Genomic DNA, 26,572 nt, shown 5'->3' on the forward strand with positions numbered 1-26,572 from the left:
GAGGGCCGTCGGCGTCTTTCCTTGCTCGATAGGAGAACGTGCGAAACCCGTTTTCAGCGCCAACCAGCGCACCGGACAATAGTTACCAACGGTAACATGCGAGCGTTTGGTTCTGGGCGGTGAAAGCTGTGCAGTGGCTCACGCAGGCGACTTTTCTCACGCGTGTCCGGAAGTCGCCCGGTATTTGATGGGGCTGAGAGAGCCTGGGGAGGTCGTGATCCGCTTCTCGTCGTGCCCTGCGAGGGCAGAAAAAACGTCTGTTTCTGGCCGATGGCCGCCTTGTTATCCAACCAAAGGTTTGCGCAAGACCATGTTGCGCCGGGTCACGCGAAAGCCACAGCTTTCATAGAGTCGTGCGGCGTCGTGTGCGTTGTCGGCGTCTACGCCCAACACGGAATCGCTCATGCCAGCATCGCGTTGTGCATGGAGTGCCTTGGCGATAAGGGCGCGCGCCAAGCCACGCCGACGCCATGGTGCGCCGACACTGATAAATTCAGTTTCACCGCGCCGACGGTTCTGCTCTTCATTGATAAAGGGCTTGACCTGTCCGGCCACCCGCCCGCTCTCAACGTGCCATGCGACTTGCCACAGGTGCGGCTGGAAAGTCGGCAGGGTGGTCCAGCGCTCAAAGTCGCCTAGCTTTGGCGGTGCGACGCCCCAGTGTCCATGCAAAGCATCCATGTGGGCATCGAAGATCGCGCGCAAATGCCATTGCCGGGTTTCGGGTAGTGCGTCTCGATCACGCTGCACAGACGCCCGCAGGGAGCGATGCGTTCCATCGTGGAAAGGAACGCGTCGCGGTGCGTAGGTCGACGGTACTGTTCGTACTGCGCGTTTTGGTCACCGGCCATGGCGAGAGTCTGCTGTTTCATGCAATGCGTGATGCAGGCAGCGTGCCAACTCCGGACTTGATCAGCGTTGCCTTAACTCGCGACTCTCTCAAGCCATGCCTTGTACGCAGGGTGTGCGTTAGCAGGCTGATTTTGCATGTGTGCCTGAAGTTCACTCGTCATGCTGAAAGCTTTCCATATGAGCGGGGCCAAGGAGGTGGCCACGCTGTTTGCCTGGATGACCTCACGGAGCAGCTGAAGACTACGTTCCTTGTACTCAGGCAGCACCTGCGACCGGTAGTCGAATGCCTTACCAAGACCGGAGATATACATGAGCTTCGGCACTTCACTCTCAGGCCAGCGCAGGGCCATGTTGAGCGGGTAGTCAAGCATGGCGCGTTCGCCCCACAACCCGGATTGCGGCGCATGGTTGTCGACAACCATCGTCAGCATGAAGGCTTGGCCAAGTTCCGCCAGATACACCGGAATGACGTCAGCCGTAGGACGCGGATAGAAAGTATCCAGAGGCTGCTCGCGCTTCAAACCAATGCTGTTCAACAGCCGCGCTTCCAGTGCGAGCACAAGGGCCCCAAGGTCCTCCTTGGACGCATTCCCGTCCTCGCTTGCCTGTTCGGTTCGCGTGCGGCAATTCCAAAGACTCAAGGTTATCTTCCATTGGCCGTCTGCGCTTTCGCCCGTGCAACCGATCTCCCCCGTGACGAAAAACTGCATACCGCTCGGTACCATGTCGAAGAGGGCGTCGCCATCGGACTTGCCTCCTGCTAGGACTGGACCAACGCCTTCCACGATTAGAAAATAGCCGCGCGCGGCATAGTCGCTCCAATAGTGCGCGGCTTCAACCGATTCTCTTGGGAGATCTTGCATTGCTGCGCTCGATTGGTCTTGAGAAAAATCGACTCTGCTGATTGCTCCAGAAGCGACGATCGTGATGCAGGAAGAGTTCGAGTCTCTTTCAAAGAAAACCTTGATGCCGCCGCTGATTTTTTCAACGCATTTGACCCAAAGCCGTCCGATCACCGTAGCTTGTCGTTCTTCCAAATCGCAGTACCCAGCTTGTCGGTGACATCCGCGGCAGCACGCTTAGCGGAAAGACCGAAGTTGCCCTTGAATTCGCTGAACTCGGCAAGGCCATTTCCTGTTGCTTTTAAGCGTGTCACTTCAACACCGGCGGCATCGGTGACCAGGCACGAGATTTCGGTCGAGAAGACAGTGGGTGGCCATGTGAAAGGCGACGGCGAACTGGAGGTGGTCTTGATTTCTGGTGTGAACACCAGAACCGCGCCTGAGTCTGCGATGGCCTTGGCATCGGTCGCGGTCCTGACGACAACAACGTCTTGGTAGACGGAACGCAGTGCATCGCGGATCGACTTTTCAAGATCGCGATAGGGGTAGTAGCTCACACGATCGCCTCCGCCACCCGGTGTGATGACCTGCTTGGCCCGATCCGCATCGTTCATGGCGTAGGCTACTTTCTTCTGAATCAGCTTTGACTCGACCCGTTCAGGAGCGGCGTCAGTGTTCATGACGATAGGGTGCGCGCATCCGGCCAGGACTGCCACGAATGCAAGTGCGGCGACGATGCGGCCGATTCGAATGATGGACATGATGTTCTTCGTTGTTGTGGGTTATTGCTTGGCAACGGCGGCGATGAAGAGCGGGTCCGAATAGATCGTGCGCAACATCGTGCGAACGAGATCCGGATAGGCCGCTTGGCCTGCCGGGATCGCAACGATGCCGGCGAAGCTGGACTCAAAAGTGGTGTTGGCCTTGTAGATCTTGTGAAGCCGCTGCTGCGCATCACGCGTCACGGTCAGCTCGACCTCCATGAATCCTGTGCCCGTCACGAAACCGCCAATGCTGATTTCGTTGTTCAGGATGCGTGCATCCAAACGGGTACGGGAAGTCGTATCAAAAGCAGAAGCTTCTTTAAGGTCGCGTATGAGCGCGTCTTCAAAATACTTGGCGAAGGTGCCGCTGGGCGAGACAAGCGGAGAGCCTCGGAGCGATAACCTGTTGACGGCTTGGGTCGGGTCTGTTGGCTGCGTCGTGGCCACCGCGACGGAGCCAGGTTTGCTCGCCTGCAGGCGGTCGAGCGCTTCATAGTCGGCGGCATATGGCGGCGCTTTCAGCTGTGCGCAACCGGTCGCAAAAATTGCCAGGGCGCAGACCGCCCAGCAATGCATACGTGATGTCTGCATCTTTCCTCCCCAAAAAGTCGTTGTGGAGGGAAGTGTAATGCGACGTTACAGAAACGCCGTATGCGCCTTGCCCGCATGCGCCATCACCAGGCACTCCGCAAACAGCTGCGTCGCCCGGGACGGCGTCGGCGACCGTCGCAGCAGACTCACGAAGCGGCACGCGTAGTGAAAGCGCTTCGGCGCCACCGCCTGCATCTGCCCGCGCTGCACGAATGCCTCCGCGTAGTGGTCTGGCAAAAAGCCGAGGTACTGCCCTGACAGGATGAGCGTCGCGATCGCTTCCTGGTCGAAGCCGGTGGCCTTGCGCGGCAGCCGCGCACGGTGGCTCAGTTCCATGTTGGGCGAGTGATAGCCCAGGCCGGCGAAAGCGTGGGCGCGCAGCTTGTCCCAGGTGAGGCCGACATGCGACGCGCTGAAGAGCGCGTGGTCGGCGCCGCAATACAGCAGCATCGTTTCACCGAAGAGATCCGCGTAGGCCAGGCTGCCTGAGCTGCGGTGCGAAGGGATGACCCCGATGTGAAAGCGCCCGTCGATGATGCCGCGCTCGATGGCGTTGATGTTCGCGACGTGCATGTTCAAACCCACGTCCGGTGCCTTGGCGGAGAAGAGCGCGATGGCCGCACCGATGTGCGCTTGCGGGTTGCTCGCAGTCTTGTCGAAGATCGCCACTTCGAGCTGGCCGCCCATGCGGTGGTGGATGTCGTCGATGCTGTCGCGGAAGGCGTCGACCGATGCCAGCAACCGCAGCGTTTCGTCGTAGACGCGCTGGCCGTCGGGCGTGAGCGCGAAGCCGGCCCGGCCGCGTCGGCACAGGACCATCGCCAGCCGGGTTTCAAGATCCTTGACGTGGCGGCTCACCGTCGAGGTGCCGATGTTGAGTTCCAGCTCCGCCGCCGCCATGCCGCCGCACTCGACCACGCTCTTGAACACCTTGAGCAGCCGCAGGTCGATGTCGCTCAGCTGGCCGAGCACCGCGCGGAATTTGCCGGAAGTGCCGGTCGGTTGCTTTACTTTCATGAATTGCCAAGTGAACAGTGATATCGGGCCATTTGCAAGACTAACGGCTGGCCGAACAATGCGCCATCTCCATCCACCGAGGCCGCGCCGTGCGCGGAGTTGCCAATGCCCGCATCCACCGCCGTCCCCGTGATTTCACATGCTCCGACTGCGGCTGTCGCAGCGGTCGAGAGCAGGCCGCATTCCGAGTCGACCTCGCTCGACGCCTGGTGGATGCCATACACCGGCAACCGCAACTTCAAGGCCGACCCGCGCATGATCGTGGAGGCCAGGGGCTGCTACTTCACCGATGGCGACGGGCGCAAGGTGTTCGACGGGTTGTCCGGCCTTTGGTGCACCGGGCTCGGCCACGGCCGTCCGGAAATCACCGAAGCGGTGAGCCGCCAGATCGCCAAGCTCGACTACGCGCCGCCGTTCCAGTTCGGGCATCCGCTGGCTTTCGAGCTGGCGAACAAGATCAAGGGCCTGATGCCCGCTGGCCTCGATCGCGTGTTCTTCACCAACTCGGGATCGGACGCGGCCGACACCTCGCTCAAGATGGCGCGTGCCTACTGGCGCACCAAGGGCAAGGCCAGCAAGACACGCCTGATCGGCCGCGAGAAGGGCTATCACGGCGTCAACTACGGTGGTATTTCGGTCGGCGGCATCGGCGCCAATCGCAAGCTGTTCGGACAGGGCATCGAGGCCGACCACCTGCCGCACACGCAACTGGCTTCCAATGCCTTCAGCCGCGGCATGCCGACGCAAGGCGCCGAGCTGGCCGACCGCCTGCTCGACCTCATCACGCTGCACGACGCGTCGAACATCGCCGCTGTGATCGTCGAGCCGATGTCGGGCTCTGCCGGCGTCGTGGTGCCGCCGCAGGGCTACCTGCAGCGCCTGCGCGACATCTGCACCGCGCACGACATCCTGCTGATATTCGACGAGGTCATCACCGGATTCGGCCGCTGCGGTGCGATGACCGGTGCCGAGGCTTTCGGCGTCGTGCCGGACATCATGAACATCGCCAAGCAGGTCACCAACGGCGCGCAGCCGATGGGCGCCGTCATCGCCAAGACTGAGATCTACGACACCTTCATGGACGCCGGTGGGCTCGAGTACATGATCGAGTTTCCGCACGGCTACACCTACTCGGCGCATCCCGTGGCGTGCGCTGCCGGCATCGCCGCGCTCGACGTTCTAGTGTCCGAAGACATGGTCGGGCGCGTGCAGGCACTCGCGCCGCACTTCGAGAACGCGGTGCACAGCCTGAAGGGCAGCAAGCACGTGGTGGACATCCGCAACTACGGCCTGGCGGCCGGCTTCACGCTGGCGGCATTGCCAGGCGAGCCGGCGCGGCGGCCCTATGAAGTGGCGATGGCGTGCTGGAAAAAGGGCTTCTACGTGCGCTACGGCGGCGACACGATTCAATTGGCGCCGGCGTTTGTCGCCGAGCCGGCGGAGATCGACCGCATGGTCAACGCGCTGGGTGATGCGCTGGCCGAGACGGCCTGACAGACCGTCTTTTCAAAGTTGATTTTCGGCGCCGTGCGCAAAGACGGCGTCGATCAGCGAGTCGACGAAGGCTTTGTTCAAAGCCCTCAGGCCGAACTGGAAGCGGTACCAGATCGTGCCGTAGATCTGGTCGTAAAGCGCCTCGGCCGAGCGCGGAGACAAGATGCTGCCATCGGCTTGGCCGCGCCGGATCACGCTGACGCCCAGCTTGCGCCGGATGCTCAGATACCGTTCGACGAACACTGCAGAGTTCCCATTTTCCGCCATGCATTCGGCCAGCACCGCCATTTGCACACGGCCCAGATCGCCCTGCAAGGCGGTGACATAACTCTGCGCATGCGCCCTGATGGCCTTGGCCGGTGGCTCTGTTTCCGACAGGGGCAGTAGCAGCGTTGCCTGGCGCATGTAGGCATCGATGAGCAGTTGCAGCCGGCCGTCCCACCACTTGTAGATGGTCATCTTCGAGACGCCGGATTCAGCGCAGATCGCCTGGATGGTTGCGCCCCGCAGGCCGCCCGATGCGCACAGCCGGTACGCAGCTTCGAGCACCGCCGTGGCGGCGAGTTCAGAACGGGGTCGACCGCGAGGCTTGGCAAGGGGATGGGGCATGCGGGCGTCCTGAAGCGTCGGTGGATGCAGCGCCGGTCATGCAGCGCCTGGAATACCGACCCATGTTATCGGCTGCGTCGTCGTCGATGCCAGCCGGGAGCGCACCAAAAGCGCTCGCGACGGCATTCAAAGTCCACCTAAATCCGGCATGTTTGTTGCATTGCTAGTTACTGTACGACGCGTATAGTTAATGCGATCTGTTCGAGGGGCGAGTCGGCCAAACCAACCGGATAAATATGAAACAAGACTTTGCATCGGCAGCTGTCGGGAGTGACAGCGAAGTCTTTCAGGCCGGCAACGTCGTGCTGCAGTCCGGCCGCACCTTTCGCAACATGTCGATCGTCTACAAGACCTTCGGGACGCTGAATGCCGACCGCTCGAACGTGATCGTCTACCCGACGTCGTACAGCGCGCAGCATCACGACACGCAGTTCATGGTGAGCGAGGGCGGCGCGCTCGATCCGTCGAAATACTTCATCGTCATTCCCAACCTGTTCGGCAACGGCCTGTCGAGCTCGCCATCGAACACGCCTTGGCCGGACGTCGGCACGCGCTATCCCGATGTGACGTACTTCGACGCGGTGCACGTGCAGCGCCGCATGCTCGCCGAACTCTGGGGCATCGACAAGGTCGCGCTGGTGTACGGCTGGTCGATGGGCGCGATGCAGGCTTACCACTGGGCGGCGTTGTTCCCGGACGCGGTCGAGCGCATTGCGGTGGTCTGCGGATCGGCCCGCTGCGCACCGCACAACAAGGTGTTTATCGAAGGCGCGATGCACGCGTTGATGGCCGACCCGGCCTACCGAGACGGCGTGTTCACCGAGCGGCCGGTGCGCGGCTTTCGCGCCATGGGCCGGGTCTACGCCGGCTGGGCACTGTCGCAGACCTTCTACCGCGAAGAGATGTGGCGCGGGCTGGGCGCCTCGTCGCTCGAAGACTATCTGGTGACTTCATGGGAGACCACCTTCGCGCGTCGCGACCCGGCCGATCTGCTGGCGCAGTTCCGCACCTGGCAAAGCGGCGACATCAGCGCCAACGACCTGTATGGCGGCGATTTGAAGAAGGCGCTCGGCGCCATCCGCGCCCGCGTGCTGCTGATGCCGGGCGACCACGACCTCTACTTCCAGGTCGACGACAACCGAGCCGAGATGGCGCACCTGCGCAATGCCGAGCTCGCACCGATTCCGTCGGTGTGGGGCCATCGCGCGGGCAACCCGGTGAACCAGCCGGAGGACCGGGCTTTCATCGAAACCCGCGTCAAGACGCTGCTTGCGACATGACCTCTTCCATCCACATCGATCTCGACACCGCCGTTCCCGACCAGGCCACGAACACCGCCGAACCTCGCACCGCTCGCAAGCCCGCCACTTTCCGCGTCGGCGCGAAAGACCTGAAGGCGCTGGCCGTGCGCTCCGACGCTGCCGCCGTGCGCCGCGCCGCCGGCCACCTGGGTGCCATCGCGCTCGGTGGCTTCGCGCTGTGGCATGCGCTCGGCACCGTGTGGGCCGTCCCGCTCATGCTGCTGCAGGGCTACTTCATCGCCTTCCTGTTCACGGCGGTGCATGAAACCGCGCATCAGACTGCTTTCAAGACACGCACCGGCAACTACCTGCTCGGTCACCTTGCCGGCTTCGCGATCTTCCTGCCTTACGAGTACTACCGCGCCTACCACTGGGTGCACCACCGTCACACGCAGGACCCGGCGCTGGACCCCGAACTCGCGTCGCCGTTGCCGCACACGTGGATGGGCATCGCATGGCTGTGGACCGGCATGCCGATATGGATCGGCCGGGCCCGGCTGCTATTCGTCCATGGCGTGTTGGGCAAGGTCAACGTGCCGTGGGTGCCCGAGGACAAGCGAGCGCTGATCGTGCGCGAGGCGCGTTGCTACCTCGCAGGCTACGCCGTGGTGATTGCCATCTCTCTGGCGGCCGGATCGCTGGCCGCGCTCTGGCTTTGGGTCGTTCCGTTGGCGGTCGGCCAGTTGTTCCTGCGCCCCTACCTGCTGGCCGAGCACACCGGCTGCGCGCATTCGCCCGACATGCTGGAGAACACGCGCACCACGTACACCAACCGCGTCGTGCATTTCTTTGCCTGGAACATGCCGTTCCATGTCGAGCACCACGCCTACCCCGCCGTGCCTTTTCATGCGTTGCCACGGCTCAATGCGCTGCTGGCCGTGCATATCACCCACACTGTCGATGGCTACCCTGCGGCCACTGTCGACGTGCTGCGCCATCTCCGTTCGCTTCCCGCCTCGTCTCCATCAACCCCCGAAAGAAAACTTCCATGAATGCACACAAAAGAGGCCTGCTCGTGCGGCTGCTCCTTGCCGGCGCAAGCATCTTTCTCACGCAGCTGCCGGGGGTGGCCCTGGCGCAAGACAAGCCGGTGTCGGGCGGAACGCTCAACATGCTGGTGCAGCCCGAACCGCCGTCGCTGATGCTGGGCCTCAACCAACTCGGCCCGACGCAATTCGCGGCCAGCAAGATCTACCAATCGTTGCTGACGTACGGGCCCGACCTGAAACCGCTGCCTTCGCTCGCCACCTCGTGGACCATCTCGCCTGACAATTTGACCTACACCTTCGTGCTGCAGAAGAATGTCAAGTGGCACGACGGCAAGCCTTTCAGCTCCGCCGACGTGGTGTTCTCCGCCGACAAGTTCCTGCGTGAGACGCACCCGCGCCTGCGCGCGCTGATGAACCAGCGCGTCGAGTCGGTCAAGGCCGATGGCGACGACAAGGTGGTGTTCAGGCTCAAGGAACCGTTCAACCCCTTCATCTATGCCTTCGAGGTGTCGACCATGCCGATCGTGCCCAAGCACATCTACGACGGCACCGACTACCGCACCAACCCGGCCAACAACACGCCCATCGGCACCGGCCCCTTCAAGCTGAAGGAGTGGAAGCGCGGCTCGTACATCCACCTGGTCAAGAACCCCGACTACTACAAGCCCGGCCTGCCTTACCTCGACGAGATCTACCTGCGCGTGATCCCCGACGCGGCCTCGCGTGCGGTGGCCTTCGAGCGCGGCACGGTCGACGTGCTGCGTGGCGGCGACGTCGAAAACTTCGAAGTGCGGCGCTTGCAGAAGCTGCCCGATGTCGGTGTGACCACCGCCGGCTGGGAAATGTTCTCGCCCAACCTGTGGCTGCAGATGAACCTGCGCAAGCCGCCGTTCGACAAGAAGGAAGTGCGCCAGGCCATCATGTATGCAATGGACCGCAACTTCGTTCTGAAGAACATCTTCTTCAACGTCGGCAAGGTCGCGACCGGTCCGATCGCGTCGACCACGCTCTACTACGACAAGAACGTCCCGAGCTACAACTACGACATGGCCAAGGCCAAGAAGATGCTGGCCGACGCGGGCGTGAAGCCGGGCGACTACACCATCAAGGTGCTGCCCATTCCCTACGGCTCGGTCTGGGACCGGCTGGGTGAATACACCAAGCAGCAACTGGAGCAGCTCGGCTTCAAGGTCAGCATCGAGGCGACCGACCCGGCCGGTTGGTCGAAGAAGGTGTCGGACTTCGACTTCGACCTGACGATGAACTTTCTCTACCAGTACGCCGACCCGGCCATCGGCGTGACGCGCAACTACGTCAGCACCAACATCATCAAGGGCACGCCGTTCGGCAACAACCACGGCTACAACAACCCCGAAGTCGACCGCCTGTTGGGCGCTGCGCCCCTGCTCAAGAGTGCCGACGCCCGCCAGCGCATGTACTCGGAAGCGCAACGCATCCTGGTCGACGACGTGGCGGTGGGCTACCTGATCGAAATGCAGTACGCCACGCTCTACCGCAACAAGGTGCACAACCTGGTGACGACCGGCATCGGCCTGAACGAGTCGCTCGACAACGTCTGGATTTCGAAGTAACGCTCGCCTGCAGGTCGGAATGAACTCGCTCGAGTTTCTTTTCAAGCGGCTGCTGAAGGCGGCGTTCGTGGTGCTGGGCGTGGTGGTGTTCAACTTCCTGCTGATCCACCTGGCGCCGGGCGATCCGGCGACCGTCATCGCCGGCGAATCGGGCGCTGGCGACGCGCAGTTCCTGGCGCAGTTGCGCCAGCAGTTCGGGCTCGATCAGCCTCTGTACGTGCAGCTGTGGCTGTACGTCAAGGGCGTGTTGACCTTCAACATGGGCTTCTCTTACCGCAACAACCTGCCGGTGAGCGAGCTCATCCTCGACCGGTTGCCGGCCACGCTGCTGTTGAGCGCATCGGCCTTCGTTTTTTCGTTGTTGCTGGGCATCCTGCTCGGCGTGATGGCGGCGGTGCGGCGCGGCAAGTTGGCCGATTCGCTCATCATGTCGGGCGCGTTGCTGTTCTATGCCACGCCGCTGTTCTGGGTCTCGCTGATGGCGATGCTGGTGTTCTCCATTCGCCTCGACTGGTTGCCGCCGTTCGGCATGGAGACCATCGGCGGCGGCCTCACCGGTACAGCACGCATATGGGACGTGATGCAGCACATGGTGTTGCCGGTCGTGACGCTCGGCCTGTTTTTCACTGCCATCTACACGCGCCTGACGCGTGCCTCCATGCTCGAAGTCGGCTCGCTCGATTTCGTCAAGACGGCGCGCGCCAAAGGCGTGCCAGCCGGGCAGATCACGCGCCGCCACGTGTTGCGCAACGCAATGCTGCCGGTCTTCACCTTCGCCGGCATCCAGGCCGGCCAGATTCTCGGTGGCGCGGTGCTGACAGAGACCGTGTTCGCCTGGCCCGGCATCGGCCGCCTGATGTTCGACGCGTTGATCCAGCGCGACTATCCGGTGTTGCTCGGCGTGTTCCTGGTGACCTCCGTGCTGGTGGTGCTGGTGAACCTGCTGACCGACGTGTTCTACCGCTTCATCGACCCGCGCATCGAGGCCAGCTCATGAATCATTTCTTCAGACGCTTTGCGCGCAACAAGGGCGCCGTGGTCGGCCTCGTCATCGTCGGCGTGGTGATTCTGGTGGCGCTGTTCGCCGGCCTGGTGTTCCCCGACAGCCCCTGGAACGCAGTCGGCGATCCTTTGCTCGACCCGTTGACCGATGGGGCCTATCCGCTCGGCACCGACATGCTGGGCCGCGACATCGCCTCCGGGCTGGCCTATGGCGCGCGCGTGTCGTTGCTGGTCGGCTTGGTCAGTACGGCGGTGGCGACCTTCATCGGTATCTCGATCGGGGCCGTCGCCGGCTACTACGGCGGCCGCATCGACGACGTCCTGATGCGCCTGACCGAGTTCTTCCAGACCATCCCGACGCTGGCGATGGCGGTGGTGCTGGTCGCTATCTTCCAGCCCAGCCTGACGTCGATCATCACCGCCATCGCCGTGGTGTCGTGGCCGCCGGTGGCGCGGCTGGTGCGCGGCGAGTTCTTGTCGCTGCGCTCACGCGAGTTCGTGCAGGCAGCCGTGGTCATCGGCCAGAGCGCGCCGCGCATCATCTTCACGCAGATCCTGCCCAACACCATGTCGCCCATCATCGTGACGGCCTCGTTGATGATCGCGACCGCCATCCTGACCGAATCGGCGCTGTCCTTTCTCGGCCTGGGTGACCGCAACCTGATGAGCTGGGGCTTCATGATCGGTGCCGCCCGCACCATGATTCGCGAGGCCTGGTGGATGAGCTTTCTGCCGGGGCTGGCGATCCTGTTGACGGTGCTGGCCGTCAACCTGATCGGTGAAGGTTTGAACGATGCGCTGAACCCGCATCTGCGCAACCGGGGCGAGCGATGAGCGGCAGTCCAGCCACGCCCTTGTTGCAGATAGAGGGCCTGTCGATCCCGATCCCGGGCGGCGGCGACCGCGCCTTCGCCGTGCAGGACATCCATCTCACGCTGCATGCGGGTGAGATCCTGTGCGTGGTGGGCGAGTCCGGCTCGGGCAAGTCGATGAGCGCCAATGCCGTGATGGGCCTGCTGCCGTCGTACATGCAGCCTTCGGCCGGCCGCATCCTGTTTCAGGGCCAGGATCTGCTGCGCCTGCCGGAAACCGCACTGCGCAAACTGCGCGGCAGCGCCATCGGCATGATCTTCCAGGAGCCGTTGTCGGCGCTGAACCCGGTGATGCGCGTGGGCGATCAAATTGCCGAAGTGCTCGAGGTGCATGGCGTGCGCGATACAGCGCAAGTTGCGAAGCGCGTGCGCGAGCTGATCGCCTTCGTCGGCCTGCCAGATCCCGACGTGATCCGGCATTCGTACCCGTTTCGCCTGTCCGGTGGCCAGCGTCAGCGCGTGATGATCGCGATGGCGCTGGCGCTCGAGCCCGCCGTGCTGATCGCCGACGAACCGACCACCGCGCTGGATGTGACCACACAGGCGCAGATCCTCGCGCTGATCCAGTCGATCCAGCGCAGCAAGCGAGGCGGCAGCGATGGCAGCGCCAGCGGGATGGGCGTGATGTTCATCACCCACGACTTCGGTGTGGTCGCCGAGATCGCCGATCGCGTGGCGGTGATGGAGAAAGGCGTGCTGGTCGAGGTCGGCACGGCGACGCAGGTGCTCAACGCGCCGCAGCATCCCTACACGCAGCGTCTGATTGCGGCCGTGCCGCGTCGGCGCATCGACCTGCGCGACGCGGTGGCCGACAGCGCGCCGGTGCTCGACGTGCGCAACCTGAAGAAGACTTACGCCACCGGCGGCGGCTGGTTTGCCACCAGGCGCGTGGTGCAGGCTGTCGACGATGTCAGCTTCACCGTGCGCCGTGGCGAGACGCTCGGCATCGTCGGCGAATCGGGCTCGGGCAAGTCGACCATCGGCAAGTGCCTGTTGAAGCTGGTGTCGGTCGACGGTGGGCAAATGCTGTTCAACGGCCGCGACATCGCCGCGCTGTCGGCGCACGCCTTTCGCCCGCTGCGCAAGGACATCCAGATGATTTTTCAGGACCCGTTCGCCTCGCTCAATCCGCGCCAGACGGTGGGCCGCATCGTCAGCGACGGCCCGGTCGCGAGCGGCAAGACGAGGGCCCAGGCCGAGGCCCGGGCGCGCGAACTGCTGACACTGGTGGGGCTGGAAGACTCATCGTTCGATCGCTATCCGAACGAGTTTTCCGGTGGCCAGCGGCAGCGCATCGGCATCGCACGCGCGCTGGCGCTCGACCCGCAGGTGCTGGTGGCGGACGAATCGGTTTCTGCCCTCGACGTGTCGGTTCAGGCGCAGGTGCTGGCGTTGCTGCATCAGCTGCAGCAAAAGCTGCAGATCGCGCTGGTCTTCATCACGCACGACCTGCGCGTGGCGGCACAGGTCTGCGACACGGTGCTGGTGATGCACCGCGGCCGTATCGTCGAGCGCGGCAGCCCGCAGCAGATCTTCGACGACCCGCAGCACGCCTACACGCAGCGCCTGATCGCCGCGGTGCCGGGCCAGCAGTGGAACCCGACGCAGGCGCCTGGCGCTGCGCTTCTCTCCCAGGCCGCCTGAACGGCCATCACGTACAAGGAACTGAACCGCATGAGCACGCTATCGATCAACGGCGACCGCCTCTGGGCCAGCCTGATGGAACTGGCCGCCATTGGCGCCACACCGGCCGGTGGTGTCTGCCGCCTGGCCCTCACCGACCTGGACAGGCAAGGCCGCGACAAGGTCATCGGCTGGGCTCGCGAGGCCGGCTGCACCATTCGCATCGACCAGATCGGCAACATCTTCGCGCGCCGCTTGGGTCGCGCGAACGACGCACCGGCGGTGGCCTCGGGCAGTCACATCGACACGCAGCCGACCGGCGGCAAGTTCGACGGCAACTACGGTGTGCTGGCGGTGCTGGAAGTGTTCCGCACGCTGAACGACCACGACATCCAGACGCGCCTACCGCTCGAGATGGCGATCTGGACCAACGAGGAAGGCTCGCGCTTCGTGCCCGTGATGATGGGCTCGGGCGTGTATGCTGGCGCCTTCACGCTCGCCACCGCGCTGGCTGCGGTCGACCGCGAGGGCATCAGCGTCGAGACCGCGCTCAAGGCCATCGGCTACGCAGGCGACACGGCAGCCGCCGTCTCGGCCGGCGCACCGCTCTTCGCGGCGTATTTCGAAGCGCACATCGAACAGGGCCCGGTGCTGGAAGACGCCGACATCGTGATCGGCGCCGTGACCGGTGCGCTCGGCCAGCGCTGGTACGACATCACGGTGACCGGCCAGGAGGCGCACGCCGGCCCGACGCCGATGGCGTTGCGCCGCGACGCGCTGCAGGCCGCTACCCGGCTGATGCAGGAGACCGTCGCCGTCGCGCTGCGCCACGCGCCGCACGGTCGCGGCACGGTCGGCACGGTCGACGTGTTCCCGAGCTCGCGCAATGTGATCCCGGGCCGTGTGAAGTTCACTGCCGACCTGCGCAACATCGACGACGAAACGCTGTCGAAGATGGACGCCGAGATCCGCGCAGCCTGTGCCGAAGTGGCTGCCGCGACCCGGACCCAGGTCGACATCGAACAGGTCGTGTACTTCCCGCCGACCGCCTTCGCACCGCATCTGGTCGAAGGCGTGCGCCAGGGCGCGCAGACGCGCGGTTACAGCTGCATGGACGTAGTGAGCGGCGCCGGCCACGACGCGGTGTACGTCGCCAGCCAGCTGCCGGTGGCGATGATCTTCGTGCCGTGCAAGGACGGCATCTCGCACAACGAGATCGAGGACGCCAAGCCCGAGCACCTGACTGCCGGTTGCAACGTGCTGCTCGACGCCATGCTGCACGCGGCTGCCTGAGCCGCACGACCCATGGCCGCCATTCACTATCTGACGCACATCGAGTTCGAGGCCGGCGCGGTTGCGCTGCTGCCCGGCGTGCTCGCTGAACTCGGCATCAGTCGACCCATGCTGGTCACCGATGCGGGCATCGTGCAGACCGGCATCGTCGCGCGCATCCTTGCGCTGCTGCCGTCGCCAGATGGCGTCTCGGTGTTCACCGGAACGCCGCCCAATCCCACCGAAGAGGCGGTGGAAGCGGCTACCGTGCAGTACCGCGCGCAGCGCTGCGACGGGTTGGTCGCCATCGGCGGCGGCTCGCCGATCGACCTGGCCAAGGGCGTGGCATTGATGGCAACGCACGAAGGGCCGTTCGCGCGTTATGCCGGCATGGCGGCGATGCCGCTGATCGGCGCGCAAGCTGCACCGATCGTTGCAGTTCCAACGACGGCAGGCACAGGCAGCGAGGTCGGCCGAGGTGCGCTGATCCGTCTTCGCGACGGACGCAAGCTGGTGTTCGTCAGCCCGCATCTGTTGCCCCGGCGCGCGCTGTGCGATCCGGACCTGACGCTCGGCATGCCGGCTGCGCTGACGGCGGGCACCGGCATGGACGCCTTCACGCACTGCATCGAGACTTTTCTTTCGCCCCGCATCAATCCGCCTGCCGAGGCCATCGCGCTCGACGGCGCGGCGCGCGCGTGGCGATGGATCGAACGAGCCGTGACACACCCCGATGACCGGCAGGCACGCTGGGAAATGATGATGGCCGGCATCCAGGGCGGCCTGGCCTTTCAGAAAGGTCTGGGCGCGGTGCATGCGCTGGCGCATCCGCTGGGCGCGCTGACCTCGCCGTCGCTGCACCACGGCACAGTCAATGCGGTCCTCCTGCCGGCCGTGTTGCGCTTCAACGTGGACCACGTAGGCGACAAGTACGCACGGTTGCGCACGGCCTTCGGGCTTGAAGAAGGTGTCGATCTGGCCGATGCGGTGCAGGCGCTCAACCTGCGACTCGGACTGCCGACGAGCTTGCGCGCCATGGGCGTGCCGGCCGATGTGCTCGAACGCATCGTCGACGGTGCGCTGGCCGACCATTCGACACCGACCAACCCGCGTCCGCTGACGCGCGAGAACCTGGCGGTCCTGTTCACGGAAGCCTACCAATGAGCACCGACATCGCGGCTGCCGACCCCGTTGCCGAACGCATCGTCCATGGCACCTGTCCGCACGATTGCCCGGACACCTGCGCCATGCTGATCACGGTGAAGGATGGCGTTGCGACCAAGGTGCGGGGCGACCCGGATCACCCGACCACGCAAGGCGTGCTGTGCACCAAGGTCTCGCGCTACCTCGAGCGCACCTACAGCCCCGACCGCGTGCTGTACCCGATGCGCCGCGTCGGCGGCAAGGGGCCGGGGCAGGGCAGCTTCGAGCGCATCGGCTGGGACGAGGCGCTCGACATCGTTTCGGCAAAGCTGAAAGCGATCGCCGCAGTCGACGCGCAGGGCGTCATGCCGTACGCGTATTCGGGCACGCTCGGGCTGGTGCATAACTTCGGCATGCCGCGGCGTTTCTTCCACAAGCTGGGTGCCTCGCAGCCCGAACGCGTGCTGTGCGCGACGGCCGGCCGCATGGGCTACAACACCGTGATCGGTGCGCAGATCGGTACCGACATCACGCACTTCGCGGAGTCGCGGCTGATCATTTTGTGGGGCACCAACCCGATCACCTCGAACCTGCACTTGTGGACGCGCATTGCCGAAGCGCGCCGCAACGGCGCGCGCGTGATCGCGATCGACCCGTACCGCTCGCAGTCGGCTGAGAAGGCAGACTGGCACCTCGCGCCGCTGCCCGGCACCGATGGCGCGCTGGCATTCGGGATCATGCATGTGCTGATCCGCGACGGACTGCTCGACCGCGACTACGTGGACAACCACACGCTCGGCTTCGAGGCGCTGGCACAACGTGCCGCCACGTTCACGCCCGAGGTCGTTGCTGGCATCACCGGCCTGAGTGCCGATGACATCGAACAGCTGGCGTACCAATACGGCGCCGAGCGGGCCAGCGCCATCCGCGTCAATTTCGGCCTGCAACGCCATGCCGGCGGCGGCAACGCGGTGCGGGCCATCGCCTGCCTGCCGGCGCTCACGGGCGCATGGCGCGAAGCGGCCGGCGGCGTGCTGCTGGACAACGCCGGGTCGCACGCGGTCGACCTGGCCGCGCTCGATGGTCGGCACCTGCTGCCCGACCCGGCGCATCCGCCACGCAGCGTCAACATGGCGCAGATAGGCCGCGCCCTCAACGAGTTGAATGACCCTCCGATCCAGGCAATGTTCGTCTACGCCTCGAACCCGATGGCGGTCGCGCCCAACAACATGCTGCTGCGCCAGGGCTTCCTGCGGCCCGACCTGTTCACGGTGGTGCACGAGATCTTTTTGACCGACACCTGCGACTACGCCGACATCGTGCTGCCCGCCACCACGCAGCTGGAGCAGTTCGATGTGCATCGGCCTTACGGCACGCTCTACACCATGCTCAACCAGCAGGCTATCGTGCCGCTGGGCGAGGCCTGCTCCAATGCCGAGCTGTTTCGTCGGCTGGCCGTGCGCATGGGCTACGACGACGACTGCTTCAAGCAAAGCGATGAAGAGGTCGCGCGACAGGCTCACGACATGACAGCGCCCGTCAATGCGACGCTGGATTTCGATGCGCTGAAGCGCAATGGCTGGCAGCGGCTGGACGTGGCGGAGCGCTATGCGCCGTTTGCCAACGGCAACTTCCCGACGCCTTCGGGCAAGTGCGAGTTCGAGAGTGCCTCCGCGGCGAAACAGGGATGGAGCGCCGTGCCGGAGTTCATTCCGCCGCGAGAGTCGTCATTGGGAAACCCCGAGCTTGCAAAGCAATTTCCGTTGATGTTGCTGACACCGCCTGCGCGGCATTATTTGAATTCAAGCTTCTCGTCGATCAAGTCGCTGGTGAAAGAGGTGGGTGATCCGTGGGTGGAGATCCATGCGGACGATGCTGCCGCACGAGGAATTTCGGATGGCGCCCGTGTGCGAGTTTTCAACCAGCGTGGCGCCTTCACCGTGAATGCGCGAGTCAACACCAAAGTGCGCCCCGGTGTTCTTGTGGCACCTTCGATCTGGTGGCAGAAAGAGTCGGCGGACGGGGAAAACTCGAACGCCGTGACCTCCGACGGGCTGACCGATATCGGCCGCGGCGCTACCTATTACGACACTGCGGTGGAGATAGCACTGCATTTCCACTAGCGACCATCGGGCTCCCAACCAGTACAAAGTCCGACGGCTTGGCGGCCGGCTTCACGCTGGCGGCATGGGAGCGAAGTCTGGAGCCGGTAGAGCCCATAGAGCCGGTTGAACCGGAGCCGGCTCACTCCAATGCGCGACTGAAGCTTTGGAATGCCTCTTGGTACTCGGGAAGCCAACGGGACAAAGGTGGCCTGTTTTCGACGATATCGCCAGCCGCCCACAGGATGCGCTTCTCGTCGAGCGACCGCGGCACGTCATTGTCCGGGCACAGGATGTAGAAGTCTCCGGCATCCAATCGTTCCATCATGAAGTCCACAGTCTGCTCGGGTGTCCATGCGGCGGCAGGCCTTTCAATTCGACCTTGTGCAGTGAGTTGGGTAAACACGAATCCCGGAATCAGCAAGTGCGCGCTGATTTGGCAGTTCGACGTATTTCTCAACTCGTGCTGCAGCGCTTCAGTGCAGGCTTTGACGCCGACCTTGGACACGTTGTATGCCGGATCGCCCGGCGGGGTCGTGATGCCTTGCTTGGAGCCGGTGTTGATCACGCAACCAGGTCGGCCGCGCCGGATCATCGAAGGCACGAACGTCTGCACCCCATGAACCACCCCCCACAGATTCACGCCGAGCACCCGGTGCCAGTTTTCTGCTGGGCCGAAGACTGCACTGCCCGGCTGGATGCCCGCATTGTTCATCAACACATCCGTGCCGCCGAAGCGGTCCCTCACCACTTGTTCGAGTCGCTGCAGGTCTTCGACTTTGGATACGTCGGTTTGCTGATAAATGACTTGGCTTCGACCGCCGGAAGCCACTGCGCCGACTTGTTCCGCAGCGTGTGAAAGTTGGTCGACGTCGATGTCCGCGAGGCACACATTGAGGCCTAACTGGGCAAAACGTAGCGCGGCCGCTAAGCCAATGCCGGCAGCGGCGCCCGTGACCACGGCGACGGAACCGGGTGTGAGTGCTGGGTGTGTCATGAGTGACTCCATTGATCAGGTTTGTTGAAAAAAGGCACCTCAGCGCGCAGAAAGCGACTGGGCCAGAAACTCCACGAAAGCCAGCACCCTCGGGGAATGTTGATGTCGTTGCGGGTACACAGCAAAGATATCCGCGTCCGGCGTCTCGAAGGTCGGCAGGATCTCCACCAGGCGACCACTGCGCAGGTGCCGGGCGACGTCCCACTGTGCGCGCATCAGGATGCCATGCCCCTCGAGCGCCCAATTGACAGCGATCTCTCCGTCATTGGTCACCAGGTTTCCGCGTACTTTGACCGACTCGGTTCGACGACTTTCACCTCGGCCACTGCTGAGTCGCCAGACGCCATGGGCTTCATCGCCTTGCCGGATACCGATGCAATTGTGGGTGGTCAGCTGCTGTGGCGTCTTGGGCTGTCCGTGGCGCGCGATGTAGCTGGGCGCTGCGCACAGGAGGCGCCGGTTGTGGGCGAGGCGGCGGGCGATGACGCGCGAGTCGGGCGGCTCGCCAAAGCGCACGCACACGTCGAAGACGTCGTCGGTTATCAGCGGTGGATTGACCGAGAGCTGGAGTTGTACCTCGACCAACGGGTAGTTGCGTGCAAATTTTGAAATGATCGGCGCCACCTCGCAGCGACCGAAGCCCAGGGTCGCATTGACGCGCAGCAGCCCCTTGGGCGTCACCTTGGCACTACCGAGCAACTGCTTCAGCTCATCGATTTCTCCGAGGATGCGGCGCGCGTGCTCCAGGTAAATCTCTCCCTCTGGAGTCATGCTCATGCGCCGCGTGGTCCGGGTCACCAGTGCCACGCCGAGCCGAGCTTCCATCTGGGAAAGTCGTTTGCTCACCGCCGGCGGTGAAATTCCCAGCTCGCGCGCTGCTGCCGTGAGGCTCCCCGAAGCGGCGAGAGTCGAAAAAAACCCCAGATCGCCGGGCTGGATATCCGTCAGCATGGTTGCCTGCATTCTTGACTTGAAGTTAACAAAGGATTGCTTTCACGGGAGCGTAGCGCCGTACCGATGACCCTACATTGCACTGCTCGCGATCTCCATTGCGAGTGGAGGAGAACGATGCGGAGCCCCGCTCGTCCCTTCAGCCACAAGAGCAATGCCAGGAGACAAAGTGGAAGCTGGATTGAACCCGCCGAGCCGGTGGACGCTGCCTGCGATAGGGCGGGCGTTGCTGAGTCTCACACGCGCCCGTGAAATGAGCGTGCTGATAGCGTTGGTGCTTGTCAGCGCGGGCATTGCGATGGCGACGCCGTACTTTCTGACGAGCGACAACCTCATGGGCGTCTTCCGCTCATTTTCGACAACCGCGATCATGTCGATCGGCATGGTGATGGTCATCATCACCGGGGGCATCGATCTGTCGGTCGGCTCGGTAATGGGACTCGCGGGTCTGGTCACCGCTCTGGCTTTTCAGCACGGCTTTTCGACTGTCGTCAGTGTGGCGTGCGGGCTGGGTGTCGGAGTGGCGTTCGGAATGACGAATGGCTTGCTGGTGACCGTCGGGCGCTTGCCGCCCTTCATCGCGACGCTGGGCACGTTGAGTATCGGACGCGGCCTGATGTACATCGTCACCAAGGGTGTTCCCGTTACGCCGGAGACTCCGGACATATTCAACCAGATCGGACAGGGTTACCTTGGCAGCGTGCCGGCACCTGTGGTGATCATGGTCGTGCTGGCGATCGTTTTCTCGGTGGTCATGTCCTATACGACCTTCGGCCGGCACGTCTATGCGACCGGCGGCAACGAGCATGCCGCCTGGATCAGCGGCGTGAACACCGCCCGCACCAAGCTCATCGTGTACACGCTGTCCGGGGCTATCTCTTCCCTGGCTGGCATCGTCGCGTTCTCTCGCTTTCTGTCGGCCGAGCCGGCCTCTGGCTTCGGCGTCGAACTCGACGTCATTGCCGCCGCTGCGATCGGCGGCGCCAGCCTCGCGGGCGGCGTCGGCAGTGTGCAGGGCACCGTCATTGGCGCCGCGCTCACCGGAATCATTGCAAATGGCGTAGTGCTGATGAACATCAATACCTATGCGCAACAGGCCATCACTGGAGCGGTCATCCTCATCGCGGTGAGCATCGATGTTTGGCGCCATGGAGCAAAGGAGAACTAACCCCGCCGATCAAACAGAGGCCCACTTTGGGCCGCAAGGTAACCAGCCCGAATCTTCAAACTCAAAAACTACGAGACATCATGAAAAAAATTCTTTCGCTAATTCAAGTTGCCGTTCTTGCTTTGCCCCTGTCGCTGGCATCTCAGACCAGCGCATTCGCAAAGGACCTGAAGGATCTGCAGATCGCAGTGATCCCCAAGGTGGCCGTACCCTTCTTCGATGATTGCAATACCGGCGCCAAGGCAGCGGCCGCAGCGCTGGGTGTTCAGTACCAGTGGGTGGTGCCGCAAAACACGCAGGGCTCGACCCAAGTGCGAATCCTTGAAGATTTGATCGCCAAGAAGGTCGATGGCATTGCCATCTCGGTGAATGAGCCGAAGTCGGTCGAAGCTGCCATCAAGAAGGCCATTGCAAGTGGCATCAAGGTCGTCACCTTCGACTCCGACTCGCCTAACAGCGGACGGTCGATGTATATCGGCACCATCAATACCGCCGCGGGTGAGACGATGGGTGAGTCGATGGCCAAGGCACTCGATGGCGAAGGGGAGGTCGCTGTGGTGACGGGTCAACTCGGTGCGGTCAACCTGAACGAGCGTATTGCAGGAATCAAATCGGCGCTGGGCAAGTATCCGAAGATCAAGATCGTCGCCACCGAAGGCACCGAAGACGATCTGGCAAAGGCAGTCGCCACGACCGAGTCGATCATGCGTGCCCATCCTGCGCTCAAGGGTATCTTCGGTGTCAGCCAGGTCGGTGGTCCGGCAGTCTCCAAAGTCATGGCAACCAAGGAGTTCGCGGCCAAAAAGGCCACGGTCAAAGTCTTTGCGTTCGATGATCTGCCAGACACCATCAAGGGTGTGAAGGAGGGCTACATCCAGGGCATCATGGTCCAGCGTCCGGTCACCATGGGCAAGCTGTCGGTCGAGCATCTGGTCGACCAGATCACCGGCAAGGAAACGACTTCGTCCAACGTTGACACCGGCGTCAATGTCGTGACGAACCAGAACCTTGGGTCTTACACCAAGTAACCAGCGTCGACAGGGGCCCGACGCGGGCCTCTGTCTTCCGGAGTCGCGCGTGGCATCTTTTTTGCAGGTCAAAAATATCTCGAAGACCTTCACGGGCGTGAAGGCTTTGAGTCAAGTCAGCCTCGATGTGGCCTGTGGAGAGGTCTTGGCTATCGCTGGCGAGAACGGCGCTGGCAAGAGCACCTTGATGAAAATCATGACCGGCGTCTACCAGCCGGACGAAGGCGGAGAGATCTGGATCGACGGCAAGCGCGTGCCGCAACTCACCGGCACGGCTCATGCCAGAGATCTTGGCGTGTGCATCATTTACCAGGAGCTGTCGGTCGTCGACAACCTGACGATTGCAGAGAACATCTTCCTGAGCAAAGAGATCACCAACCGGCTTGGTTTTCTCGACAGGCGCAGCATGAACGCGGCGGCGCGCGGCCTGCTCGATACGCTGGGTATCACGCTCGATCCCACCACCCGCGTGGGTCGGCTCAGCGTCGGCCAGAAGCAAATGGTGGAGATCGCCAAGGCGATTTCGAATCGCTCCAAGATCGTCATCATGGATGAGCCGACCGCCTCCCTCAGTCACCATGAGGCCATGGCCCTGAAGGCGACGATTCGAAAGCTCAAGGCCGACGGCATCGGCGTCATTTACATCACGCACCGGCTTGAAGAGATCTTCGACATTGCAGACCGCGTTGCAGTGCTGCGCGACGGGCAAAGTGTCGGCACCCTCGCAGTCGGTGATATCGATCGCACCCGACTGGTGCGAATGATGGTCGACCGCGAACACAGCGACCTCTACGGCGAGTACGAGTGTCATGCCACCCGGACAGTGGCGCTCGAAGTCAAAGGCCTGGACCTGAATCATCGGCTTACCCAGTCGGGCGTGGCCGGGGGCAACAGCTTTCGGGTTCACGAAGGCGAGATACTGGGGTTCTTCGGATTGATTGGTGCCGGGCGCACCGAGATGATGGAAATGGTCTTCGGCCTTCGTCCGCATCGCGGCTCGGTGGCCATCGGGGGCCAGGTTGTCGCAATCCGGAGTCCACGCGACGCCATCGACAACGGCATTGGCTTTGTCACCGAAGACCGCAAAAAAGACGGACTGGTGCTCGGTATGACAGTGCGCGAGAACTTCAGCCTGACCCATCTCGAAAGCTACACGAAGCTGAGTTTTATAGATCGTCTTGCCGAAGCGCTGGGTTGTCAGACCTTCGTGCGCCGGCTCGGCATTAAAACGCCGACTGTCGAACAGAGATCCGACAAGCTCAGCGGAGGTAACCAGCAAAAAATCGTGATCGCGAAATGGGTTGCTCGCTCGCCCAAAGTCCTCATCGTCGACGAACCGACGCGCGGCATCGACATTGCCGCGAAAGCCGATGTCCACAAACTCCTTCAGGAACTCGCCAGCCGCGGGATGGCGATCATCGTCGTGTCCTCCGACTTGCCCGAAGTACTGGCGATCAGCGATCGTGTGACCGTCGTGCGGGAAGGCCGCATCGTCGCCGAGTTGAGTCGTGCAAACGCATCGCAAACTTCGGTGATGGAAGCCGCCGCAGCTTGAATATTTTCTTTGCAATCCATTTGAAAGTTGAACCATGAAAACCGTCGCAGTCGTCCACACCGGACCCGCAACCGTGCAACCGATCAAACAGCAGTTCCAGGAACTGTTGCCCGACGTGCGTGTGATCAATATCGTCGACGACAGCCTGCTGAACGACGTGATCGCAGCAGGTCATCTGACCGAGGCGGTTGCCGGCCGCATCCTCACCTATATGCAGGAGGGGCAGAAGATGGGCGCAGTCGCCATCCTCAATGCCTGTTCATCGGTAGGGGAAGCGGCCACGGCTGCGCGTGCGGGACTTTCGATTCCGGTCGTCAAGATCGACGAAAGGATGGCTGAACGCGCCGTCGCCCTGGGGCCCCGCATCGGTGTGGTGGCCACCGTCCGAACGACGCTGGAGCCGACCATCCGGCTGATCCGGGCCAAAGCCAAGGAGACCGGCCAGCAGATCGAGATCAGCGAGGGGTTGGCCGAGGGCGCCTTCCAGGCGTTGCTCGAAGGCAAGACCGAGGCACACGACGAGGTGGTCCGGCGGACGATTCTGTCGCTGGTGGACAAGGTCGATGTCATCGTCCTGGCGCAGGCCTCCATGGCGCGACTGACCAGCTCGCTCGGTGACCTGAAAGTCCCCGTGCTGTCGTCTCCGCGCAGCGGCGTGGAGGCGGTGCGCGCCTTGCTCGAAACGCTGGGTTGAGTCCACTCCCGTTTTTGCTATTTTTTAACCGACCAACAACATTCTGAAGAAGGCATCGACATGTCAAAAAATATCATCGTGACAGGCGGCAGCGGCATGGCTGGCAAGTGGGTCGTCAAGGACCTGCTCGATCACGGGCACCGCGTGATGAACCTCGATCGCACCGTGCTCAAGGACTCGGCGGCACGCACCGTCATCACCGACCTGACCGACGCGGGCCAGGTCTTCAACGCGCTGTGCAGCACGACGGTGCGCCATGAATTCAGTCCCTCGATCAAGCCTGAGCCGATCGATGCGATCATTCATTTCGCAGCGATCCCGCGGATCATGACGCACCCGGACAACGAGGTTTTTCGCATCAATGTGATGAGCACCTACAACGTGCTGGATGCAGCGTCCAAGTACGGCATCAAGAAGGTGATCATCGCGTCGAGCGAGACCACCTACGGCATCGTCTTTGCGGACAGTTACCGCATGCCCGAGTACCTGCCGTTGGACGAGGACTACCCGGTCGATCCGATGGACAGCTATGCCATGTCCAAAGTCATCAATGAGGCAACGGCCAAGGCGTTCCATGCGCGCACCGGCTCGGACATCTACTGCCTGCGCATCGGCAACGTGATCGACCCGGTCGAGTACGCAAAATTTCCCGAGTTCTTCAAGGATCCCGGGTTTCGACGCCGGATTACATGGAGCTATATCGATGCCCGCGACCTTGCGACGGCTTCGCGTCTCGCCGTCGATACGGATGGGCTGGGTTTTCAGGTAATGAACGTTGCTGCCGACGATGTCTCTTCCGACCTGCCGACCGCCGAGTTGCTCAAACGTTTCTACCCGACGGTGCCACTCAAGAAAGAGTTGGGCGAGTTCGAAACGCTCCTGAGCAACGAGAAGATCAAGCGCCTGCTCGGCTTCAAGCAGCAGCACAACTGGCGCAGCCACGTCGGCTGACTTCGCACGATATAGGGAGCCTTGCATGCACGACTACAGATTGGCAGCTATTCCCGGCGACGGTATCGGGCCCGAAGTCGTCGAGGCCGGCCTGGAGGTACTGCGTGTCTGCGCCGCGACCGACGGTGGATTCGGCGTGGCGATCCAGGCCTTCGACTGGAACTCCGAGAACTACCTGCTGCGTGGCCACTACATTCCGGACGGCGGGCTGGAGCAACTGCGGACTTTCGACGCCATCCTTTTTGGTGCGGTGGGCAGCCAGCGCGTACCCGACGACGTGTCGCTGTGGGGCTTGCGACTGGCGATCGTGCAGGCCTTCGACCAGTACGCCAATGTGCGGCCAGCGCGGCTGTTGCCCGGCGTCAGCAGTCCGTTGGACAAAGGCGACGACATCGACTGGGTCATCGTCCGCGAGAATTCTGAAGGCGAGTACGCAGGGCACGGCGGCCGGGCGCACCGCGGCTTGCCGATCGAAGTCGGAACCGAGACGGCCGTGTTCACGCGCGTCGGCGTGGAGCGGATCCACCGCTTCGCTTTCGAGCTGGCGAGTCAGCGGCCGCGCCGCCATCTCACTCTCGTGACCAAGTCGAATGCCCAGCGCTTCGGCATGGTGATGTGGGACGAAATCTTCTTTGAAGTGGCACGCGATTACCCGGCCGTCAAGGTCGACCGGGAACTGGTCGACGCGGCGACCACCCGCATGGTGCTGAAGCCGGACTCGCTCGACGTGATGGTGGCCACCAACCTGCATGCCGACATCCTGTCGGACCTTGCATCCGCGCTATCGGGAAGTTTGGGCATCGGGCCGACCGCCAACCTGAATCCTTCACGACAGTTTCCGTCGATGTTCGAACCGATCCATGGCTCGGCATTCGACATCACCGGCAAGGGCATCGCCAATCCGATTGCGACCTTTTGGTCGGTCGCCATGATGCTGGAGCACCTCGGTGAAGCCAGGGCGGCACAGCGGCTGATGCATGCCATCGAGGAGACCACTGCGGCCGGCGAGCACACGCCAGACCTTGGCGGCCAAGCGACAACGCGCAGCGTGACGGCGGCCGTGTGCCGTGCCCTGACTGGCTGAATGCGCGCTTGTTCCAGCACATAGACGCGGTCCGCGTGCGGCAGTGCAAAGGTTACGTAGGCTTCGGCAAAGGGTCTTC

The 26,572-nt window shown here is 63.0% G+C and carries 24 protein-coding genes; 16 read left to right on the forward strand and 8 right to left on the reverse strand.

What is annotated here, in order from left to right; translation table 11 throughout:
- Positions 1–282 precede the first annotated feature (282 nt).
- The 5 genes from H7F36_RS14180 to H7F36_RS14200 form a co-directional block, all read right to left on the reverse strand.
- On the reverse strand, positions 283–681 hold the full coding sequence (locus H7F36_RS14180) for a GNAT family N-acetyltransferase (RefSeq protein ID WP_187051426.1): 399 nt from the start codon (positions 679–681) through the stop codon (positions 283–285).
- 242 nt (positions 682–923) lie between these two features.
- Positions 924–1,889 (reverse strand): hypothetical protein, encoded by a 966-nt coding sequence (locus tag H7F36_RS14185; RefSeq protein WP_187051427.1) that lies wholly within the window; start codon positions 1,887–1,889, stop codon positions 924–926.
- Positions 1,865–2,455 carry a hypothetical protein gene (locus H7F36_RS14190; RefSeq protein ID WP_187051428.1) on the reverse strand — a complete coding sequence of 197 codons (591 nt, stop codon included), beginning with the start codon at positions 2,453–2,455 and terminating at the stop codon, positions 1,865–1,867. The genes H7F36_RS14185 and H7F36_RS14190 overlap by 25 nt, the downstream gene beginning before the upstream one ends.
- Positions 2,456–2,476: 21 nt before the next feature.
- Entirely contained in the window at positions 2,477–3,049 is a 573-nt protein-coding gene (locus H7F36_RS14195) for a hypothetical protein (protein ID WP_187051429.1), read from the reverse strand.
- Between the two features lie 45 nt (positions 3,050–3,094).
- A complete protein-coding gene (locus H7F36_RS14200; protein ID WP_187051430.1) occupies positions 3,095–4,066 on the reverse strand; it encodes a LysR family transcriptional regulator in 972 nt (323 codons plus the stop codon).
- Between the two features lie 105 nt (positions 4,067–4,171).
- On the opposite strand from H7F36_RS14200, the gene H7F36_RS14205 reads away from it, so the two are divergent.
- Complete coding sequence (locus tag H7F36_RS14205) at positions 4,172–5,560, forward strand: aspartate aminotransferase family protein (RefSeq protein WP_187051431.1); 1,389 nt, start codon at positions 4,172–4,174, stop codon at positions 5,558–5,560.
- Between the two features lie 12 nt (positions 5,561–5,572).
- On the opposite strand, the gene H7F36_RS14210 is transcribed toward H7F36_RS14205, so the two are convergent.
- Positions 5,573–6,169, reverse strand: a complete 597-nt coding sequence (locus H7F36_RS14210; protein ID WP_187051432.1) for a TetR/AcrR family transcriptional regulator — start codon at positions 6,167–6,169, stop codon at positions 5,573–5,575.
- Between the two features lie 236 nt (positions 6,170–6,405).
- On the opposite strand from H7F36_RS14210, the gene H7F36_RS14215 reads away from it, so the two are divergent.
- The 9 genes from H7F36_RS14215 to H7F36_RS14255 are packed head-to-tail and all read left to right on the forward strand — an operon-like array spanning position 6,406 to position 18,086.
- Positions 6,406–7,449, forward strand: coding sequence for an alpha/beta fold hydrolase (locus H7F36_RS14215; protein WP_187051433.1), 1,044 nt, complete (start codon positions 6,406–6,408; stop codon positions 7,447–7,449).
- Positions 7,446–8,462, forward strand: a complete 1,017-nt coding sequence (locus H7F36_RS14220) for a fatty acid desaturase (RefSeq protein ID WP_187051434.1) — start codon at positions 7,446–7,448, stop codon at positions 8,460–8,462. Before H7F36_RS14215 ends, H7F36_RS14220 begins: the two co-directional genes overlap by 4 nt.
- Positions 8,459–10,051 (forward strand): ABC transporter substrate-binding protein, encoded by a 1,593-nt coding sequence (locus tag H7F36_RS14225; protein ID WP_187051435.1) that lies wholly within the window; start codon positions 8,459–8,461, stop codon positions 10,049–10,051. Before H7F36_RS14220 ends, H7F36_RS14225 begins: the two co-directional genes overlap by 4 nt.
- A 19-nt stretch (positions 10,052–10,070) precedes the next feature.
- A complete protein-coding gene (locus tag H7F36_RS14230; RefSeq protein WP_187051436.1) occupies positions 10,071–11,048 on the forward strand; it encodes an ABC transporter permease in 978 nt (325 codons plus the stop codon).
- Entirely contained in the window at positions 11,045–11,887 is an 843-nt protein-coding gene (locus tag H7F36_RS14235; RefSeq protein WP_187051437.1) for an ABC transporter permease, read from the forward strand. Before H7F36_RS14230 ends, H7F36_RS14235 begins: the two co-directional genes overlap by 4 nt.
- Positions 11,884–13,569 carry an ABC transporter ATP-binding protein gene (locus H7F36_RS14240; RefSeq protein ID WP_187051438.1) on the forward strand — a complete coding sequence of 562 codons (1,686 nt, stop codon included), beginning with the start codon at positions 11,884–11,886 and terminating at the stop codon, positions 13,567–13,569. The genes H7F36_RS14235 and H7F36_RS14240 overlap by 4 nt, the downstream gene beginning before the upstream one ends.
- Before the next feature lie 30 nt (positions 13,570–13,599).
- Positions 13,600–14,841 (forward strand): Zn-dependent hydrolase, encoded by a 1,242-nt coding sequence (locus tag H7F36_RS14245; protein WP_187051439.1) that lies wholly within the window; start codon positions 13,600–13,602, stop codon positions 14,839–14,841.
- Positions 14,842–14,853: 12 nt separating this feature from the next.
- Complete coding sequence (locus H7F36_RS14250; RefSeq protein WP_187051440.1) at positions 14,854–15,984, forward strand: iron-containing alcohol dehydrogenase; 1,131 nt, start codon at positions 14,854–14,856, stop codon at positions 15,982–15,984.
- Positions 15,981–18,086 (forward strand): molybdopterin-dependent oxidoreductase, encoded by a 2,106-nt coding sequence (locus H7F36_RS14255; protein ID WP_187051441.1) that lies wholly within the window; start codon positions 15,981–15,983, stop codon positions 18,084–18,086. Before H7F36_RS14250 ends, H7F36_RS14255 begins: the two co-directional genes overlap by 4 nt.
- A 121-nt stretch (positions 18,087–18,207) precedes the next feature.
- On the opposite strand, the gene H7F36_RS14260 is transcribed toward H7F36_RS14255, so the two are convergent.
- Positions 18,208–19,062 carry an SDR family NAD(P)-dependent oxidoreductase gene (locus tag H7F36_RS14260; RefSeq protein ID WP_187051442.1) on the reverse strand — a complete coding sequence of 285 codons (855 nt, stop codon included), beginning with the start codon at positions 19,060–19,062 and terminating at the stop codon, positions 18,208–18,210.
- A gap of 39 nt (positions 19,063–19,101) precedes the next feature.
- Positions 19,102–20,013, reverse strand: coding sequence for a LysR family transcriptional regulator (locus H7F36_RS14265; RefSeq protein WP_187054982.1), 912 nt, complete (start codon positions 20,011–20,013; stop codon positions 19,102–19,104).
- A gap of 253 nt (positions 20,014–20,266) precedes the next feature.
- Here H7F36_RS14265 and H7F36_RS14270 point away from each other — a divergent pair, with 253 nt between their 5' ends.
- The 6 genes from H7F36_RS14270 to H7F36_RS14295 all read left to right on the forward strand — a co-directional run bounded on the left by H7F36_RS14270 (position 20,267) and on the right by H7F36_RS14295 (position 26,493).
- Complete coding sequence (locus tag H7F36_RS14270; protein ID WP_261802289.1) at positions 20,267–21,181, forward strand: ABC transporter permease; 915 nt, start codon at positions 20,267–20,269, stop codon at positions 21,179–21,181.
- Between the two features lie 80 nt (positions 21,182–21,261).
- A complete protein-coding gene (locus H7F36_RS14275) occupies positions 21,262–22,209 on the forward strand; it encodes a sugar-binding protein (protein WP_187051444.1) in 948 nt (315 codons plus the stop codon).
- Positions 22,210–22,258: 49 nt separating this feature from the next.
- Entirely contained in the window at positions 22,259–23,764 is a 1,506-nt protein-coding gene (locus H7F36_RS14280; RefSeq protein WP_187051445.1) for a sugar ABC transporter ATP-binding protein, read from the forward strand.
- A 34-nt stretch (positions 23,765–23,798) separates the two neighbouring features.
- Entirely contained in the window at positions 23,799–24,458 is a 660-nt protein-coding gene (locus H7F36_RS14285) for an aspartate/glutamate racemase family protein (protein WP_187051446.1), read from the forward strand.
- 60 nt (positions 24,459–24,518) lie between these two features.
- The gene (locus tag H7F36_RS14290; RefSeq protein WP_187051447.1) at positions 24,519–25,409 is read left to right on the forward strand and encodes an NAD-dependent epimerase/dehydratase family protein; all 891 of its coding nucleotides are present in this window, start codon (positions 24,519–24,521) and stop codon (positions 25,407–25,409) included.
- Positions 25,410–25,434: 25 nt separating this feature from the next.
- Entirely contained in the window at positions 25,435–26,493 is a 1,059-nt protein-coding gene (locus H7F36_RS14295) for a tartrate dehydrogenase (RefSeq protein ID WP_187051448.1), read from the forward strand.
- The last annotated feature ends 79 nt before the right edge of the window (positions 26,494–26,572 follow it).

Origin of the sequence: Variovorax sp. PAMC28562, from assembly GCF_014303735.1 — a bacterium.
Taxonomy (GTDB): domain Bacteria; phylum Pseudomonadota; class Gammaproteobacteria; order Burkholderiales; family Burkholderiaceae_C; genus Variovorax.